The 18227-nt window shown below is 67.0% G+C and carries 10 protein-coding genes; 2 read left to right on the top strand and 8 right to left on the bottom strand.

Features of this window, described 5'->3' with window-relative positions:
- Nucleotides 1–140 precede the first annotated feature (140 nt).
- The 3 genes from ACQPYR_RS43185 to ACQPYR_RS43175 all read right to left on the bottom strand — a co-directional run bounded on the left by ACQPYR_RS43185 (nt 141) and on the right by ACQPYR_RS43175 (nt 7976).
- A complete protein-coding gene (locus ACQPYR_RS43185; protein WP_433626016.1) occupies nt 141–4574 on the bottom strand; it encodes a lipid II flippase MurJ in 4434 nt (1477 codons plus the stop codon).
- A gap of 184 nt (nt 4575–4758) precedes the next feature.
- A complete protein-coding gene (locus ACQPYR_RS43180; RefSeq protein WP_433626013.1) occupies nt 4759–7443 on the bottom strand; it encodes a DUF6049 family protein in 2685 nt (894 codons plus the stop codon).
- Nucleotides 7440–7976, bottom strand: a complete 537-nt coding sequence (locus ACQPYR_RS43175; protein WP_062981726.1) for an NUDIX hydrolase — start codon at nt 7974–7976, stop codon at nt 7440–7442. The genes ACQPYR_RS43180 and ACQPYR_RS43175 overlap by 4 nt, the downstream gene beginning before the upstream one ends.
- Nucleotides 7977–8342: 366 nt before the next feature.
- Between ACQPYR_RS43175 and ACQPYR_RS43170 the strand changes: the two genes are divergently transcribed.
- Nucleotides 8343–9773, top strand: a complete 1431-nt coding sequence (locus tag ACQPYR_RS43170; RefSeq protein WP_433626010.1) for a CCA tRNA nucleotidyltransferase — start codon at nt 8343–8345, stop codon at nt 9771–9773.
- Nucleotides 9774–9792: 19 nt separating this feature from the next.
- On the opposite strand, the gene ACQPYR_RS43165 is transcribed toward ACQPYR_RS43170, so the two are convergent.
- The 4 genes from ACQPYR_RS43165 to ACQPYR_RS43150 form a co-directional block, all read right to left on the bottom strand.
- Nucleotides 9793–10608 (bottom strand): hypothetical protein, encoded by an 816-nt coding sequence (locus ACQPYR_RS43165; RefSeq protein WP_433626008.1) that lies wholly within the window; start codon nt 10606–10608, stop codon nt 9793–9795.
- Between the two features lie 90 nt (nt 10609–10698).
- Entirely contained in the window at nt 10699–10944 is a 246-nt protein-coding gene (locus ACQPYR_RS43160; protein WP_433626005.1) for a hypothetical protein, read from the bottom strand.
- Between the two features lie 58 nt (nt 10945–11002).
- The gene (locus tag ACQPYR_RS43155; protein ID WP_433626002.1) at nt 11003–14587 is read right to left on the bottom strand and encodes a hydantoinase B/oxoprolinase family protein; all 3585 of its coding nucleotides are present in this window, start codon (nt 14585–14587) and stop codon (nt 11003–11005) included.
- Nucleotides 14588–14672: 85 nt separating this feature from the next.
- Complete coding sequence (locus ACQPYR_RS43150) at nt 14673–16268, bottom strand: DUF4185 domain-containing protein (RefSeq protein WP_433625999.1); 1596 nt, start codon at nt 16266–16268, stop codon at nt 14673–14675.
- Between the two features lie 104 nt (nt 16269–16372).
- On the opposite strand from ACQPYR_RS43150, the gene ACQPYR_RS43145 reads away from it, so the two are divergent.
- Nucleotides 16373–16876 (top strand): hypothetical protein, encoded by a 504-nt coding sequence (locus ACQPYR_RS43145; protein WP_433625997.1) that lies wholly within the window; start codon nt 16373–16375, stop codon nt 16874–16876.
- Here ACQPYR_RS43145 and ACQPYR_RS43140 read toward each other — a convergent pair.
- Complete coding sequence (locus ACQPYR_RS43140) at nt 16866–18218, bottom strand: MFS transporter (RefSeq protein WP_433625994.1); 1353 nt, start codon at nt 18216–18218, stop codon at nt 16866–16868. The genes ACQPYR_RS43145 and ACQPYR_RS43140 overlap by 11 nt on opposite strands.
- Nucleotides 18219–18227: the final 9 nt, after the last annotated feature.

Below are 18227 nucleotides of genomic sequence, written 5' to 3'. Positions count from 1 at the left end.
GGACGCCCAAAACCGAGCCAGGCAGGCGACGCTGGATCTGAACGCAGCCGTCGCGGCGCTTACTTGTACGACCTGAGGATTCGGGGAGGCGGATGAGCACGGGGCGGACACGTGCGGCGAGAGGCAGAGCTGAGCGGCGCTTACGGCGCGGCGTCGAAACGCAGGTCGGCGATCGAGGTCTGGAACTGGCCGCCGGAATTGCCGAGTCCGGTGATCCATACGAGCACATAGCGGGCCGCCTGATCGCTGCGGACCGGGATTTCGGTGATGCCGTTCTCTAGTCGCGCCGAGCCGATCAGCTGGGTCTGGTCCAGCGTGGGCGAGGCCGTCGGGGAGGTGCGGATCTCGACCGAGGTGCCCGTACTCGGCGATTCGATCGAGACGCTCGTCAGCTTGGCCGGACTCGGCAGGGTGGCCAGCAGCCCGACGCCCTTCTTGAGCGCCGGGAACTGCTGGAAGTACTGATCGGTGCGCCAGACGGTGCCCGGATCGTGATCGAGCACCGCACCGGTACCGCTGACATTGTCCGGTGTGCCCTCCGGGGAGAACACCGACACACTCGTCACCGGAACCGGGACCCCGCCCGCGGCCGTCCCTGTCGTACCACCGGAGGTGGGCGCGGGCGCGGGTGAACTGTTCGTGGTGAGGCCGATATTGCGCTGCTCGTTGAGCGGTGCGTCCGACGCGCTCGGCGCGAAGACGCTGACCATCCACCAGATGATGATGCCGACCACGAGCGCGGCCAGAATGCCGAGCCCGACCATGATCCACATCATCCGCTGCGAGCGTTCGCGTTCCGCCGCAAGCAATTCCGGATCGGCCAGCGATTCCTCGGCACCGCTCGACGGACGCTGACCGAGACGCAGCACCGGGATGAAATCGGTCTTCTGATCGACCACCGAGGCCTGTTCGAGCACATGCTGCACGGTCGCAGCGGTGCGCACGCCCTTGTTCGATTCCAGCGAACGGACCGCGACCGCCGAGATCTCGAACGGCACCTCGGGCCGGATCTGCCGTGGTTCGACGGGGGTGCCGTCGGAACCGAAATCGGCCAGCCGCAGACCGCCTACCGTCGCTGCCGTGCCGGTCATGCCACCGGCGCGGATCGGCCAGCGAGCGGTGATCAGCGCGTAGAGCATGGCGCCGAGGCCGCGCACATCGGATTGCGCGTCGGAATCGGACAGCGTGCCCGGGAACGCGAGCACCGCGTCACCCGTGGCACTGATCCGGACCCGGTCCGGATGGTCGATGGACAGCGAACCGCCGCCGCGATGGGCCAATTCGGCGGCCGAGGCCAAAGCTCGGATGGCACGCGCGGCACCGATCGGCGACGGCACCGTCTCGGCCATTTCGCGCAGCGAACGACCCGGGGTCCATTCGGCCACCACGATGCCGCCGGAGCTGCCACGTACCACATCGAGTACGCGAGCCAGGCCCGGCGAGTTGATCCGGCCCAGGCGCAGCGTGCGCGACAGGATCGCCTGCGGACCGTCGTGACCGGAGTTGTCGGTCGCCTTCTGATCGGCATCGACGAAGGTGAGCGCGACCTCGCGGTCGAGCTTGATATCGAGCGCCTGCCAGAACTTGAGTCCGCGGGATCCACCGTGACTCGCGAGCAGCCGGTAGCGGCCGCCCGCTACGGAAGCGCCCGGAATCAGCTTGGGGCCGCGCGGCGTTCTTCGACCCGCGTCGTCCATCGGCGGTAGCTGCGGCGGGATCGGGATCATCCCGGTGTCGTACATCGGATCGCGCTGCGGGGCCTCCCGCGGTTGCTCACCGGATCCGGGCGCCGAATCGTGCTCCGGCGGACCGTTATCGGCACCCTGATTCGCGTATGCGGAATCAGAGGCCTCCCCGGCGGGCGGAACATCTGTGGAGAGCCCGCCTGCCTTGGTCGCAGCAGATTCGGCGGCTGGGACGCCGCCCGGCGCCGCGTCGTCGCTCACCCTCGTTCCTCCTTCGCCCTGATATGTCGAAGTTCCGGCGAACTCGCCACCTGTGCTTCTCTGCCGAACAGGGTACGGGAACTCACCCATACCGGTGCTGTCAACGGTATGAGCTCGGATCACGGGTAGCACCATGGTTTGGGCATCCATGTACGGGTCGAAACCAGGGTATGCCACATACGGCTCGGGCCGCCGGAATACCTGTGTCGCGTACTCGTCCTCGACCGGACCCTCGAGATCGAGATCGGGTGCGGGCGGGGTGAAGCCGAGGCGCCGGGAGACGGCGACGGTGATCGCGACGATCTCCGGGATACCGGCCAGGCGCATCAGCCCGAAGGCGACCGCGAACATCACGATGGCCGATACGATCACCCGGATCAGCGAGCCGGGTCCGCCGGAGAGGCGGTCGAGTCCGAGCACCTTGTCGACGATGAGCATCACGGCGCCGCCCGCGATCGAGGACAGCAGGACGCGGGTAACCGTGCGTCCGACATTGACCATGCGCAGATCGCCGAGGCTCTGGTGCAGCAGATAGCCGCCGATGACGGCACCGGCCAGGAAGCCGAGTCCGGTCGCGACACCCAGGATTTTCACGACCTGACCGCTGTCGCTCGCCAGCGCAGGCGCCAGCGCCGAGAACAGGATCTTGATCGTCGTGATGGCGAGGATGATCCAGGTCGGCGTCCATGCCTGCTCCCGCGCGTAGAAAACGCGCAGATGGATGAGCACCAGGGAGTACGGAATCAGCGTGAAGGCCGACCAGCTGACCGCCTCGCCCAGGCGCGCGGCGTCGCCGGTGAACCGTGCGTAGCCGAACAGCGCCTCGCCGACCTGCGGGCCGGCCAGCGTCAGGAAGGTGACCACCGGAACGAGGGCGATCATCGTCAAGCGGGTCGCGACGGACAGATCGTCGACGACTGCGGGGGTGTCATCGGCTGCCGCGTTGCGGCTCAGCCGCGGCATGATCGCGGTGAGCAGCGTGACACCGAGAACGCCGTAGGGCAGTTGGAGCAGCAGCCAGGCATTGGTATAGATCGCCGGGCCTGCCTCATCGGCCGTCGAGGCGATGTGGTTCGAGACGATCAGACCGATCTGGCTGATCACCACGTACAGGATGATGGCCGAACCCATCTTGCCGAACTGCTTGAGTCGCGCGTCGATACCCCACAGCGGCCGCAGATCGATCTGATTGCGCTTGATCGCGGGCAGCAGGCTCAGCGCCTGGGTGGCCACACCGAGGGTGATACCGCCGCCGAGGACCAGCAGTTTCGGATCGCTCATTCGGACCGGATCAAGTGTGATCTCGCCCGGCGTGAGGGCATAGAGACCGAGCACGACCAGCACGACGAGGTTGTTCAGCACCGGCGCCCAGGCCCCGGGTTTGAAGTTCTGCCGGGTATTGAGGATCGCCGTCAACAGTGCCGACATGCCGTAGAACAGGATGGCGGGCACCAATAGGTAGGTCAGGGCCGTGGTCAGTTCGGTATTGACCTTGCCGTCCGAGGAGACGAAGACCCGGGTCGCCAGCAACGGCGTCGCCGCCGCGGCGAAGAGCGTGGCCGCGGCGAGCACCGCGAAGGCGGCGGTGACCAGCCTGCGGACGAATGCGACGCCCCCGTCGTCGTCCTCCTGTTCGGCGCGCACCAGCGTCGGCACCACCATCGCGGTCAAGACCGCGCCGAGGACGAGCTCGGTGATCATGTTCGGGATCAGGTTGGCCGAGGTGTAAGCACTGGCGACGGCCGGGCCGAGCGCGGTCAGCAACAACAGCTGTTTACCGAAGCCGGTGACGCGGCTGATCAGGGTGGCGATCGCGATCGATCCGGAGTCGCGCAGCAGACGCGAGCTCGCGTTCTGTTTGGTTTCGGTGGCTACCGGGCCCGATGCGGGTGCGGCGGGCCATTCCTGGGTCCGTGGCCTGGCCGCTTCCCGGGGAGCGGGACGTTGCGGCGGTTCCACCGGCTGCCGCCGTTCGACGGGTTGCCGGCGCTCGACCGGTCGCTGTTGTTCGATCGGCGGCTGCCGCGTTGCCGGGGGCTGTGGCGGCGGTGTCTGATAGCTCGGTCGCGGCGCCTGGTAGCTCGGCGGCGGCGCGAAACGCTGGGGCGGAACCCGAGGCGGTGCGCCCGGCGGTCCCGATACCGGTTGACCGGGCGGCATCTGTTGACCGGGCGGCATCGGACGCGGCCGGGCCGGACCGGGCTGCTGTGGCGGCGCCGGGTATTGCCGCTGACCCGGATGGGCCTGCTGACCCGGATGCGGCCGGGGTTCGGGATATTGCTGCGGATCCGGATATTGCGGAGGACGGGGTACCGGCCGCTGCTGCGGCCGGGGTTGCCTGGGCAATGCGCCGGAGGGCGGTGCCATCGGTCCGGTCGGCGGCTGCGCGACACGGGGTGTCGGACGCGGCGGCGGCACCGGTCGCTGCGGCTGAGCCGGCCGACTCACCTGCGGTACGCGCGGCGAATCGCCGAAACGTTCGTCGGGGGTCATATCCGCGTCCTCCGGTGCTGCCGGTGGCTGCGCCAGTTGACGTTCCCAGGGTGCCGAAGGCGCCCGGCGGGCCTGGGGTCCGTCGGGCCGATCAACAGGTGGTTGCCGATGAGCGGATAGATCATCGTCGCTCATCGTGCCTCCTGCGCCATGCCATCCCCCGCCGCCGGGCCGATGACGCCCAGGGTGTTACGCGATTGTCCTCCACGATGCCATGAGTGGTGCGGGGTCGGGTACCGATCAGCGGCGACCGACTGCCTACAGGTCGGTCGAATCAACACAGCGATGACAGCCGAGCACGAGCGAGGTGTCCTCGTCGTCATCCCGCCTCCTGCTGCTCCTGCTGCTGTAAGACGCGCCTGCGCGCCCGTCGGTACCTGTTCACCCGGCGCCGGGTGCCCGGATCGAAACCCTCGTCGGCCGGATCCGGCTGTCCGCGGAACCGACGCAACAACCGGCGCCCGGCCAACAGGAACAGCAGTATTCCGGCACACGCCGTAATTATTGCCAAGGTCTGACCGTAAGCGTTCGAACGCACCGAGACCGAGGTGGGATTGCCGAGTGGGACACCGTCGGACGTGGTAAGGGAGATCGGAATGACCAGGTTACGGCTATCGGTGACCTCGGTCGGGATCTGGAACGACCGGCTACCGGTGGGCGGCAGCGTCTCCTCGCCCGGATCGGTGATCTTCGTCTCCGTCGGCGCCTCGATCCGGAACCGGACCCGGATGGCGACCGGCAGATCGTTGCGCGCGACCAATAGCAATGGGCTCTGTTCGGAGGCCAAGGTGTACACCCCGCCGGGCGGCAGCACGGTGACCGAACCGTAGAGCCGGTCCAGTGTGCGTGTCGTCTGGTCGAGTCGGCGCTGGGCATAGGTGTCCGGCTGTGCGGAATCGCCGGAGCGCCGGTCGGAGAGGGTCAGGACGCGCAGCAGACCGTCGCGCAGCGGGGTCAGATATTGGTTCGGCGTCGGCTCGGTCTCGGGCACCTCGACGAGCGAACGCATGAGATCGGTGATCCGGCGGCCCTGGTCGCGGACCGGGAGCACGAAGCGGTCCGGAACCGCGTCATGGGCAGCCTGCGGCAGATAGTCGGGTTCGTGGGGCTGCGCGTCGGGCGATTCGGCGACCAGCTCGGCAAGCGTGCGCGGCGTCGCGAGGTTGTTGTGCAGCAGCAGGTCGACCTGCTTCAGGATCGCGGTGGCCTCTTCCCGGTTCGCGCTCCACTGCTGCGGCGGCACCAGCAGCAGCGAGTGCGGGCGGCTCGGGTCCGGGTTCAGCGCGGACCAGGTGATGGCGCCGAGCGCGTCCTGCAGGCGGGCCATCCTGGAGTCGTTGGTGACGTCGTAGCGGACGCGTGCGGGGGTGAACGACGGGGTGGGCGGGTTGGAGCCGACGGCGGCGAGGGCGGTCGCGGACCAGATATCGAAGGTCGCCGCGTGCAGTGCCGGATCGGCGGGCGGGGCCTGAGTGCCGGAGGGTGCCGCACTCGTCGTCGGGGCGGACGTGCTCGTCGCGGATGTGCTCGGTGTGGCGCTGGTCTGCGGTTCCGGTGCCGGTTCCGGCGTGACGGGCACCGGGGCGATCTCGGCGAACCGGACCACATCCGGCGTGCTCGCCTCCGGCAGCGGCTGACTCGAGGTGGTCTGGTTCGTGCTGCCCTGACTGCCGGCGCCGCCGCGTCCGGTGGTGATCGGCTGCGAATCCGTCGAGGTACCGGCGGTGCCGAGCGGGACGGCGGCGTTATCGGCCAGTACCGCGGTCCCGAAACCGTGGCCGCGCAACAACATTCCCGCGCTCTCATCGATACTGCCGGAATCCGGCACGCTGACCCCGCGCACCGATTTGGTGGCGAGAATCGAATCGACGATATCGGCGGGGTCGTTCAACGCTCGCGTGGACAGTTCGGCATCGTTGACCGCGGCCAATGCCGTGATATCGACCTGTGCGAACGGCAGTGCGACCGTGCAGGTCGATGCGGTGACCGCGCGCAATCGGTCCAGCCAGGTCTGGGCCTGATCGGCGCCGGTACCTGCCCTGGTCGCACCGTCCGGATCGGATGGGCTGGCCAGTACGCGATAACCCTTGGTCATCGCCTGTGCGGTGATCAGCAGATCGGGATCGATCGCGATGCAGACCGCCGAGTTCAGCGTGCGATCGCGACTGGCCGGGTTGGTGCCGAGCACCGATTCCAAGGCGCCGAGCAATTGGTCCAGCCGTCCGCCCTTGCCCAGCGATGCGGCCAGTTCGTCGTCGGTGAGCTCGGCCTTTCCATTGAGCGGGCCGGTGACACCGGCGACCAGCCGAGGACGGTCGGCCAGCGGCCACAGCAGCGTCGTCGCCACCGGGGTATCGGGCGCGGCGGGCACCGGCGAGCTGATATCGACCGCGGGCGGTACACCCAGCACCGGCAGCAGGAACCGTGCGTCGTCGAGGCGGGCCTGGGTGCCGTAGGCCGGTTCCCCGTTGACATTCAGCAGCAGCGGATAAACGCCGGGCTTGGTGATATCGAGCGCGGCCGTACCGCCGCCGGAGCGCAACGCGATGCTGATCGTGAACTGTTTGCGCTGGCCTGGACTCAAACGCTCGGCGACATCTTCGAACGGACCGGTCACGTCGTAGTTGACCTGGTCCAAGCGCAGAGTCGAGCGCAGCGCGCTCGGTGCCGACACCGCGGCGGCGCGTTGGATGCGGACACTGATGTCCTCGACCACCCGATCGCCGATATTGGTGACGGTGCCCGCGACCGTCAGCGTCGGATCGCTGGTGGTGGTCACCGCGGACGGGTTCACCGAATCCAGGGTCAGCTTCAGGAATTTCGGCGACGACGAACTATTCGGCGTCGTCGGCTGGGCGGCGGCGGGTTGGGCGAGCAATACCGGGACCGCCGTCGCCGAGCCGAGAATGGTCAGGACCGCCGCGATGATCCGGAACAGGCCTACCCGTCGCCCGACCACCACCCCCCACGGAATCGCTGCGCGATGCCGGAAAGTCTGGGTCATCTCTTGCCGGTCTCCATCCGGTCGATCATCCGGTTCGCCACTTCGGCGAGGCGCCGCTCGTCGGCATAGGCGAGCCGAGAATCCAATTCGCTCAACGGAACCCACGCCACCTGCGTGACCTCGACGTCGGCATCGGAGAGCTCACCACCGATGGAGCGCAGCAGATAATGGTGCACGGTCTTGTGTACCCGGCGACCCTCGGTGACGAACCAGTAATCGATGCTGCCGAGTTCGGCGACCACTATCCCATTGATTCCGGTCTCCTCGGCGACCTCCCGGATCGCGGTCTGTTCGGGCGTCTCCCCCTCTTCGATATGTCCCTTGGGCAGCGACCACAGCAGTCTGCCACGCCGGTCGGTCCGCCCGATCAGCGCCGCACTGCGTTTATCGCTCGGCCCGTCCAACCCGTCGACGACGAGTCCGCCCGCCGAGGTTTCCCGTACCGTGCGCATGCGCGGTTTCGCCGCGTTGGCGGCCGAACCGCGGCGCCGGGGCTGGCGGCGTCGACTGTTCGCGCGATCGGCCGGAGACACCACGCAATCCTACTGTGCTGAATTGCCGTCCCTCCGGCGCGGCGTGTGCTCTATCTTTGGCAGCGCCTTCGGCGCTGCGTGTTCGCGGCCCCCTGGTGTCTCGCGTCCGAGCCGTCGAGACTCGCGACTTCGTCGCATGCGCTTCGACGGCTCGGACGCGAGACGGGCCGCGAACGTCGCTCGTAAGACTCGCTCCGTTGTGGTTGCGTTGTGCTGTCAGCTCGGCTTGTGCCAATGCCTTTTATATAGACAGGTGCGCAGGCAAGTAGATGCGCAGGCCGTTCGGCTGGGTTGCGCTGGAATATCGGTTGTGTGGGCTCGGTAAGCTGCTACTTCGTGGTTTCGCCCAAGTCCGAGGATGCAGCGTTGGATCGACGTACCCGATTGCTGGCCGCGGCCGCGGTCACGCTGGGACGATTGTCCGACGTGTTGACGCCGCTGGGCGAGTTATTCGCCGCGCGGGGGTATGAGTTGTACCTGGTCGGGGGCAGTGTGCGCGATGCGGTGCTCGGGCGGTTGGGGACGGATCTGGATTTCACCACCGATGCCAGGCCCGAGCGAGTGCAGGAGTTGTTGCGCGGGTGGGCCGATCATCTGTGGGATACCGGCGGGTTGGCGTTCGGCACGGTGAGTGCGTCGAAGGCCGATCAGCAATTGGAGATCACCACCTTCCGCAGCGATACCTATGACCGGGTGTCGCGCAATCCCGAGGTCACCTTCGGTGATTCGCTCGAGGGTGATCTGGTGCGTCGCGATTTCACGGTCAATGCGATGGCGGTGAAGATCGGGGCCGACGGGTCGCTGGAGTTCGTCGATCCGCTCGGTGGGATGGACGCGCTGCTCGCCGGAGTGCTGGATACGCCTGCGGCGCCGGAGGATTCGTTCAACGACGATCCGCTGCGCATGCTGCGGGCGGCGCGTTTCGTCGCGCAGCTCGGCTTCGAACTGGAGCCTCGGGTGCGGGTCGCGATCGTCGCGATGGCGGGTGAGTTGGAACGGATCACCGCGGAGCGGGTGCGCACCGAACTGGATAAGCTCATCGCCTCCGCGCATCCGATCGATGGCATCAATGTCATGTGCGAGACGGGCCTGGCCCAGCTGGTGCTGCCTGAGGTGCCCGCGATGAAGCTGGAGATCGACGAGCACCACCAGCACAAGGATGTCTACTGGCATTCGCTGACCGTGTTGCAGCAGGCCATCGACCTGGAGGAGGGCGACCCGGATCTGGTGCTGCGCTGGGCCGCACTGCTGCACGACATCGGCAAGCCCGATACCAAGCGCAATGAACCGGGCGGCGGGGTCAGCTTCCATCACCACGAGGTGGTCGGCGCGAAAATGGTGCGCAAGCGGATGCGCGCGCTCAAGTACCCCAAGCAGTTCACCGAGGACGTGGCGCGACTGGTGTTCCTGCACTTGCGTTTTCACGGCTACGGCAAGGGACAGTGGACCGATTCGGCGGTGCGCCGCTACGTCACCGACGCCGATGACCTGCTACCTCGGCTGCACAAACTGGTCCGCGCCGACTGCACCACCCGCAATAAGCGTCGCGCCGCCGCGCTGCGCGCCACCTATGACGAGCTGGAGACGCGGATCGCCAGACTGCAGGAGCAGGAGGATCTGGATCGGGTGCGTCCGGACCTGGACGGTAACGCGATCATGGAACTGCTCGGCATTCCCGCGGGCCCGGAGGTCGGCAAGGCGTGGCGCTTCCTGAAGGAGTTGCGCCTGGATCGCGGACCGCTCAGCCGGGACGAGGCCGAGGCCGCGCTGCTGGAATGGTGGAAAGCCCAGGTCTGATAGGGAATTCGCCGGTCGATCAGAAGATGATCAGCGTGGTACCCGCCACGATGGCCGAGCGGATCTGTGCCAGATCGAACGATCCGGTGATTCCCGGCAGCTCCACCCGGAACCGGACCAGATCGCCCTCGCGGGTGGCGTGCACGATGCGTGCGTCGTTCGGCAGCCGATCCAGCAGGATCGTCGGCGCGGTGATCAGCTTGCGCGGGATCCGGATGCCCAGCCAGTTCGCCCGGTGGATATCGACGGTCAGCAGGTTGTCGCGCACTTGCGCCTCCACCAGCGCGCTGATCCGGCGTTTGCGATGCTTCGCCCGGATCAATCCGCTCGCGTCGATGTCGAGTTTCCAATCGCGCTGCTGGGTATCGAGCCAACCGACGAGCGCCTCGGTGGTGACGGTTCCGTTCAGATCAAGCTGCTGCACCCGTGCCTTCGTCGGTACACCGGGCACCAGCCGGACGCCGTGCGCGATCACGGTGACCCGTTCGATCGGGTAGTCGTCCCAGCGCAGCCGGGACAGCACGGTCTTGGTCTGGAAATGCGCGCCGCGTCTGCGCACCTTGAGCACCTGCAGGGTGGCGTGCAGGTCGTGGCCGAGCAGGGTGGCGCTGACCTCTTGGCCGCCGAACCGGCTGAGAATGCCCTCGCTGAGCACGGTCATCAGCACGTCCGGCATGAGCGCGGTCACCGTGCCCGCGCCGAAGTCGGCCAGTGGATCCACCCATGCGGTGGTGTAGGCGAGCCATTGCTCGAGCAATGATTGGTCGAAGAGGCGTTTACCCATGTCGACGGCCCGCATCGGTGACCATGAGGTCGGATCGAAGTACGTGGCCATGATTGCTCCGAGCGTACTTGGCGTCGGCGCGCCCGACCACGTTCGCGGGTGTGACGAAGTGGGCAAATTGTGCGTATTCAGATAGGGGTTCTATACCTGCTGGTCGGCGGCCAAGGCGCGCAGGTTGTCTGCGCAGGATGGGTAGCGGGGCTGCCAACCGAGTTCCGCCTTCGCCGCGCCGTAGAACAGCCCGTAGCGCAACGAGATGCCTTCGAGCCCAGCGGCATTCAGCATCAGCTCTTTCTTGACCCGCATGCCTTCCAGGTGGGGTTCCACCGCCCTGTCGCCGGTCAGCGCGCAGGTGTCGTCCTCGGTGACCTCCCTTCGACGTGGCACATTCGAATGTGATCCGTCTCACTCTCGAAAGCATGCCGGGGCGCTGCGTCGAACGTGATCAGTTCCCGTACCCGCCACCGCCGGGCGTCTCGATGACCAGCACATCTCCGGGGTCGAGATGCGCCGAATCCGCCCCGCTCAGGTCCTGAACCGTGCCATCGGCACGCTCGATCCGGTTTCGGCCGAGTGCACCGGGCGCGCCGCCCGCCATGCCGTACGGCGGCACCCGGCGATGGCTCGACAGCGTCGAGACCGTCACCGCTTCGGTGAATCGCAGCCGACGCACCGCACCGTCGCCACCGCGCCATCGACCGGTGCCTCCGCTCCCAGCGCGCACCGAGAACTCCTCGAGCAGTACCGGCAGCCGCCACTCCAGCACCTCCGGATCGGTGAGCCGGGAGTTGGTCATATGGGTCTGCACCACGGGCGCGCCGTCGAAACCGTCGCCCGCACCGGATCCGGATCCGATCGTCTCGTAGTACTGGCTGCGTTCATTGCCGAAAGTGATGTTGTTCATCGTGCCCGACCCCTCGGCCTGCACACCGAGCGCCGCGTACAGTGCGCCGGTAATCGCCTGGGAGGTCTCGACATTGCCCGCGACGACCGCGGCGGGCGGTTCGGGCGCGAGCATCGAACCGGGCGGCACGATGATCCGCAGTGGTCGCAGACAGCCGTCGTTGAGCGGGATATCGTCGGCGACCAGCGTCCGGAATACGTATAGGACGGCCGCGTTCGCAACGGCATAGGGCGCGTTGAAGTTACCGTCGAGCTGCCCGGAGGTACCACTGAAATCGATGGTGGCGCTGCGGTTTTCCCGGTCCACCGTGACCCGTACGCGAATGGTCGCATCCAGGTCGGTCGCATAGGAGTATTCGCCGTCGTCGAGCGCATCGATGACGCGCCGCACCGATTCCTCGGCATTGTCCTGCACATGTCGCATATACGCCTCGACGACATCGAGCCCGAAGTGCTCGATCATCTTCCGGACTTCTTCGACGCCCTTGGCATTGGCGGCGATCTGGGCGCGCAGATCGGCGAGGTTGGTGGCCGGATTTCGGGACGGGTACGGCGCTTCGGTGAGCAAGTGCAGCGTCTCGTCCTCGCGGAACCGACCGTCCTCGACGAGCAGCCAGTTGTCGAAGATGACCCCCTCCTCTTCGATGCGACGGCTGTTCGCCGGCATCGAACCGGGCGCGATACCACCGATCTCGGCGTGGTGGCCCCGCGAGGCGACATAGAAGAGGATCTCGGCACCCGTGGTGTCGAATACCGGCGTGATCACCGTGACGTCCGGCAGATGGGTGCCGCCGTGGTAGGGATCGTTGACGGCATAGGTGTCGCCGGGGCGCATGCCCCCGGCCTGCCTGCGCCGGATGACCTCCTTGACGCTGGTGCCCATCGATCCGAGATGGACCGGAATATGCGGCGCATTGGCGACGAGATTGCCGTCGGGATCGAAGAGCGCGCACGAGAAGTCCAGGCGCTCTTTGATATTGACCGACTGTGCGGTCGACTCCAGCCGCGCGCCCATCTGCTCGGCGATGGACATGAACAAATTGTTGAACACCTCGAGCAGCACCGGATCCGCTTCGGTGCCCGCCTCCGGTGCGGCCACCGCCGCGACCCGTTCCATGATCAGATGTCCGAGGTCGTTCACCACGGCCTGCCAGCCGTCGTCGACGACCGTGGTGGAATTGGCCTCGGTAATGATCGCGGGCCCGCGTACTGCTTTCTTGGGCACCAATTCCGCACGCCGATAGAGGAATACCGCACGCCGAGCACCACCGGTGTGCAGTTGTACCGACTCCGGCTCGCTGGTGGCTACGCGCGGTTCGGCCAGGTCGGCGAGATCGGGTGATTCGGTGAGCCCGGTCGCCTCGACCGAGAGCGCCTCGATCACGATCGGGCGGTCCAGTACGAAGGAGTAGGTGCCGCGGTGACGTTCGACGAAATCCGTTGCCATCTGCGCCGGTTCGGTCAGCTCGACGGTGAGCGTGGTGTCGGTACCGTCGTAGCGCAGCTGAGCCCGCCGCACGATACGCACCCGGTGCACAGGTACATCCTCACCGAGTAGTTCGGCGCGGGCGGTGGCCTCCAGATCATCGGCGATCTCACCGACCCGGTCCATCGACTCCTCGTGCAGCGGCAACTCCACCGAACGCTCGCGCATGGCGGTGGTATCGGCGAGGCCGATACCGAGGGCCGAGAGCACACCGGCCATCGGCGGCACCACAACGGTGCGAATGCCGAGGGAATCGGCCACCTTGCAGGCGAGTTGGCCGCCCGCGCCGCCGAAGGTGGTCAGCGCGTAGCGGGTCACATCGTGGCCCTTCTGTACCGAGATCCGCTTGATGGCGGCGGCGATATTGGCGACCGCGATTTCGAGATAGCCCTCGGCGACCTGCTCCGGTGTGCGATCGTCACCGGTGCTCTCCGCGATTTCTGCGGCCAGTTCCGCGAATCGGTCGCGCACCAGCGCATCATCGAGCGGTTGGTTGCCATCCGGCCCGAAAACCCTTGGAAAATGCTCGGATTGGATGCGGCCGAGCATCACATTGGCATCGGTGACCGTCAGCGGTCCGCCGCCGCGATAACAGGCCGGCCCGGGTGCCGCGCCCGCGGAATCGGGTCCGACGCGGTAGCGGCTGCCGTCGAAATGCAGGATCGAACCGCCACCCGCCGCCACGGTATGGATATCGAGCATCGGCGCGCGCAACCGGACACCGGCGATCTGGGTGATGAAAACCCGCTCGTACTCGCCCGCGAAATGCGATACGTCCGTGGAGGTTCCACCCATGTCGAAGCCGATCACGCGGTCGAATCCGGCGAGTTCGGACATCCGCACCATGCCGACGATGCCGCCCGCCGGACCGGACAGAATGGCGTCCTTACCGCGGAACTGTCCGGCCTCGGTGAGTCCGCCATTGGACTGCATGAACATCAGCCGCACACCGGTGAGCTGGTCGGCGACCTGCTGGACGTAGCGGCGCAGCACCGGTGAGAGGTAGGTGTCCACCACCGTGGTGTCCCCGCGCGGCACCAGCTTCATCAGCGGGCTCACCTCGCTGGACAGCGAGATCTGCGGAAATCCGATCTCGCGGGCGACCCGGCCGATCGCCTTTTCGTGCTCGGGATACAGATGCGAATGCATGCAGACGACGGCGACGGCACGGATACCGCTGTCGTACAACGGCTTCAGTTCGGCAGTCAGCGCGTCGAGATCCGGCGGAGTCAGCACCGTTCCATCCGCCGTGACGCGCTCGTCCACCTCGATCACGTGCTCGTGCAACAACTCCGGCAGCACGATCTCGCGCGCGAAGATCTGCGGCCGATTCTGATAGGCGATACGCAGTGCGTCGCGGAAGCCGCGGGTGATGACCAGCACGGTCCGTTCGCCCTTGCGCTCGAGCAGCGCATTGGTCGCGACCGTTGTGCCCATCCGCACGGCGTCTATATCGGCGGTGCCGCCCGCGTCGGCGAGGATTTCGCGAATGCCCGCCACCGCGGAGTCGGCATAGCGCGCCGGATTCTCCGAGAGCAGCTTGTGCGTGACCAGCTTGCCGTCGGGTCGACGGGCCACCACGTCGGTAAATGTGCCGCCCCGATCGATCCAGAACTGCCAGCCCGGTGTCTCGCTCGTCACCGGAGCCGCCCGTGCGAAGTGCGTATGCGCTGGTCGATCACATGCGCACCATACCGAATCACCGTCGGCGCGGATCCGAGCGCGATCAGTGCGGCGGATCGAGCTTCGCGTGCATGAGATACACGTTGTAGGTGTCCCACGCCGAGATGGTGAAGTACAGATCCTCACCCGTCGACCACGGATGGATGAAGCCGCCGTAGGCCTTCGGATAGTCGTCGGTCGAGACCAGCTGGACACCGTCGGTCCAGGCGCCCTGCGGGCTCGCCGCGGTGCGCATCACGATCGCAGCGCGCGCCGAATCCAGATAGGCCATCTGCCACTGTTCGGTGTTCTTGTCGAAGCGCACCGACAGCTCGCTGGCCATACCGAGAACCAGAGGCGTGGCCTGGTTTTCGGCCGCAGGGGCCCAGGTTCCGCCCACCCAGTACTGGTAGGCAGATTTGTTGAGCACCTCGGTCTTCGGCACCCTGGCCAGGCCGATCATGCCGACCCGCCCGTTGGGCGTGCCGAACATATAGACGTAATCGCCCTGCGGCACCATGGCCGCCACTTGGAACCGGCCGAGTCCGAAGAAGTTGTCCCACCGGGCATGCTGATCCTTGACCCAGGTGCGGCCGTTGTCGTCGGAGTACGCGAGTCCGCCGTAATTGGTCGACCACAGGCCGGGGATGCGGCTCCAGTGGTTCACCGACATATAGCTCATGAACTGGCGCTGCCCGATCGCGAACCCGGAGGTCGGGATGGTGGTCGTCTCCCAGTTCTTGATCTTGCGGCTGGACAGCAGTTCGGTGGCGTGACAGCGACTGTCCTGCACCATGGTGTCGATGTCGAGTCCGTCGGCGAGATCGTGGTCGGTGCTGTAGCCCAGCACATTGCTGCGCCAGTCGGGCCCGCCCACGCCGCCACTGGTCCAGCCGTCGCCGAAGGTGTCGCCGAAGGCCACGGCGACCTCGCCCGGTTTGGTCTCCCACATGATGCCGAGGTCGGTGCCGTCGACCTGCCAGCGCATATCGGTGCGGTTCGCCGAACCGTGCCCGGTCACCTGACCGACCAGATCCACCGATTCCACCAGCGGCGCGGCGATGGCGGCGGTCAGCGGTCCGGGTTCGGCCGGGTGCACGATCGGCGGCGGCGCGGGTTGCGGTTCGATTCCGTCGGGGCCGGGTACCGGGATCGGAATGGGTTCGATCTCCGGACGAAACTCTATGCGCGGCAGGCGGATCGAGCCGGAACCCGAACTCGAACCGGAGCTCGGGCCGGGTCCGGAACCGGAGCTGGACCCGGTGTCGGGTGTGCCTTCCGGTTCCGGATCGGTGGCGGGATCCGATGGCTTCGGCGTGTCCCGGATATCCGGGCACGGATTGCGGCACGGGTCGGTCGGCAGCGGTTCCGGATCGATGCGGGTGTTGTCCGGCGGCGGATCAGGGACCGGAACCGGCGTGACCTCGGGAACCGGGAACGGGATATCGATCTGCGGAGGCAAAGGTGGCAGCGGCGGAGGCGGCGGTGCGTTCGGGTCCGGCGCCCGGTTCAACGGGTCGAATCCGATCTCGCCACAACTGTTCACCGGCGGCGGCGCCCACGGATGCTGCGCGGCCTGCGCGACGGGGGTCGGTACGGTCAGCGCTCCGGCGAGCAGCACGCCGAGGAATGCGGGCGCACAGATCGGCCGAAATCCCATCCGTTGTTGACTCCCTGTCGATTCGGGTCGATGGGAGATCAACTTACCCGACCGAATCGCGCGAAGGGCGGAACCGGATGGGGCGCAGTCGCGTCCAATCAGATATGAACGAGATCGAGTACGTGTTCGGAACCGGTGACGGCACGGTGCACGTCTGGACCAGCCAGACGGAGTTGGATCTATCCGGGGCGGGCATCGGCGATGCGGTGGGACTCGACTTCGACGGCGACGGCCTGGTCGACGATGTGCTGTGGGATTCGCACGGCACCGGCATTGCCGATGTGGCCGGGCTGGATCTCGACGACGACGGCGTACTCGACCATTTCTTCACCGATCCGACCGGCAACGGCACCTGGAATCACCAGATCACCGGCAGCCCGGCCGATGCGGACAGCGAACAACTGGCCTGGATAGAGCGTACCGAGCCCGAGCCGGATCATCTCGCCGCCGACCAATTCGGCGCGGCCTTGTCGAATCACGATGAGCCGAAGCGGGATTCGCGCTGGTTCGATCCGCAAGCTCCGATCGAACATGTCGCCGCGCTTCGGGATCACCGGACCTGGTCGGGCGATGAATCCACTTATCCGACAATGCCGTTCAGCGAGTAACCGGCACTCGCCGACTGTTGACGGCAATGGTTACTATTCCGGCGCAATAGATTCCGGCGCCGACCAGTACCACGCCGATCGAGCGCCCATCCGCCGGTATCACCGATGCGGTGAGCGCGATCGCCAGCACGAACGCGATATTGAATACGGTGTCCTGCAATGCGAATACCTGACCGCGCCTGGTGTCATCGATATCGATCTGCATGGTCGCGTCGCCGGTCAGTTTGATGGTCTGCCCCGCGAGTCCGAACAGGAACGCGGCGACCAGCAGCAATTGATGCGCCCGATGCGCCGCGGCCCCCGACGTCGCGATCGCGGTCGGGGTGACCAGCGCCAACTGCACCACGGTCGCGGTCAACAGCCCGAGGACCACGGTGCGCGAGCGGCCGAGCCGCGGAATCAATACCGGCGCGACGACGGCCGCCACCAACATCCCGGCGGCGGTACAGCCGATGGCGAGCCCGAACCGGGTCAGTCCGGTATTCGCGCCGCCGCCGTCGACGGGCGCCTGCCGCAGCACCAGCACCATGATCAGCGTATTGGTGCCGAATACGATCCGATGCGTGCCGATGCCGATCATCGCGGTGGTGACCTGAACCGCTCCCCAGACCGCGGCCGCACCGTGCCGCAGACCGGTCGCGATTGCTCGTACCGCACTGTCGCGCGTCGCGGTCCCCGGCTCCGGACCGAGCACCCCGGCCCCGAATCCGGCCGCGAATACCGCACCGCAGACCGACCACACGGCACTGATCGCCACCGCGATCGCCGACGCGAAATCACCAGCGCCGATCAACCCGATGATCGCGACCGCCGCCGCGGCGCCCACACCGGCACAGCCGGACGCCACCGTGGCCAGCACCGAATTCGCGGGCACCAGCCAGTGTTGATCGAGCACTCGGGGCAACGCAGCCGACACGCCCGAGAGCACGAACCTGCTGACCCCGACCACGGCGAGCGCGAGCAACAGCAACGGTGTCTCGCTACTGCCCGCCAACAGCCCGATGCTCACCGCCCCGATCAGCACCGCCCGCAGCACATTGGCGACCAGCAGCACCGCCCGCCGGTCCCAGCGGTCCAGCAGCGCACCGGCATACGGCCCGATCAGCGAGTACGGCAGCAGCAATACCGCGAACGCGGCCGCGATGGCGAGCGGATCGGTCTCCCGTTCCGGGTTGAACAGAATGGCGCCGGACAGCGCCGCCTGGAACATGCCGTCACCGAACTGACCGGTAAAGCGGATCAGCGCCAAACGCAATACGCCGGGACTCTCGCGCAGCGCCGTCTGTAGCGAAACCGGCCGCGCGTCCGCGGGAGTGTTGCCGTCGGGGCGACCAGTAGACACGCCCAGAGG

Source organism: Nocardia sp. CA-120079, from assembly GCF_050955745.1.
In the GTDB taxonomy this organism is placed as follows: Bacteria; Actinomycetota; Actinomycetes; order Mycobacteriales; family Mycobacteriaceae; genus Nocardia.
Note: the sequence above shows the minus strand (reverse complement) of the source record. Positions and strands in the feature narration are given on the sequence as shown.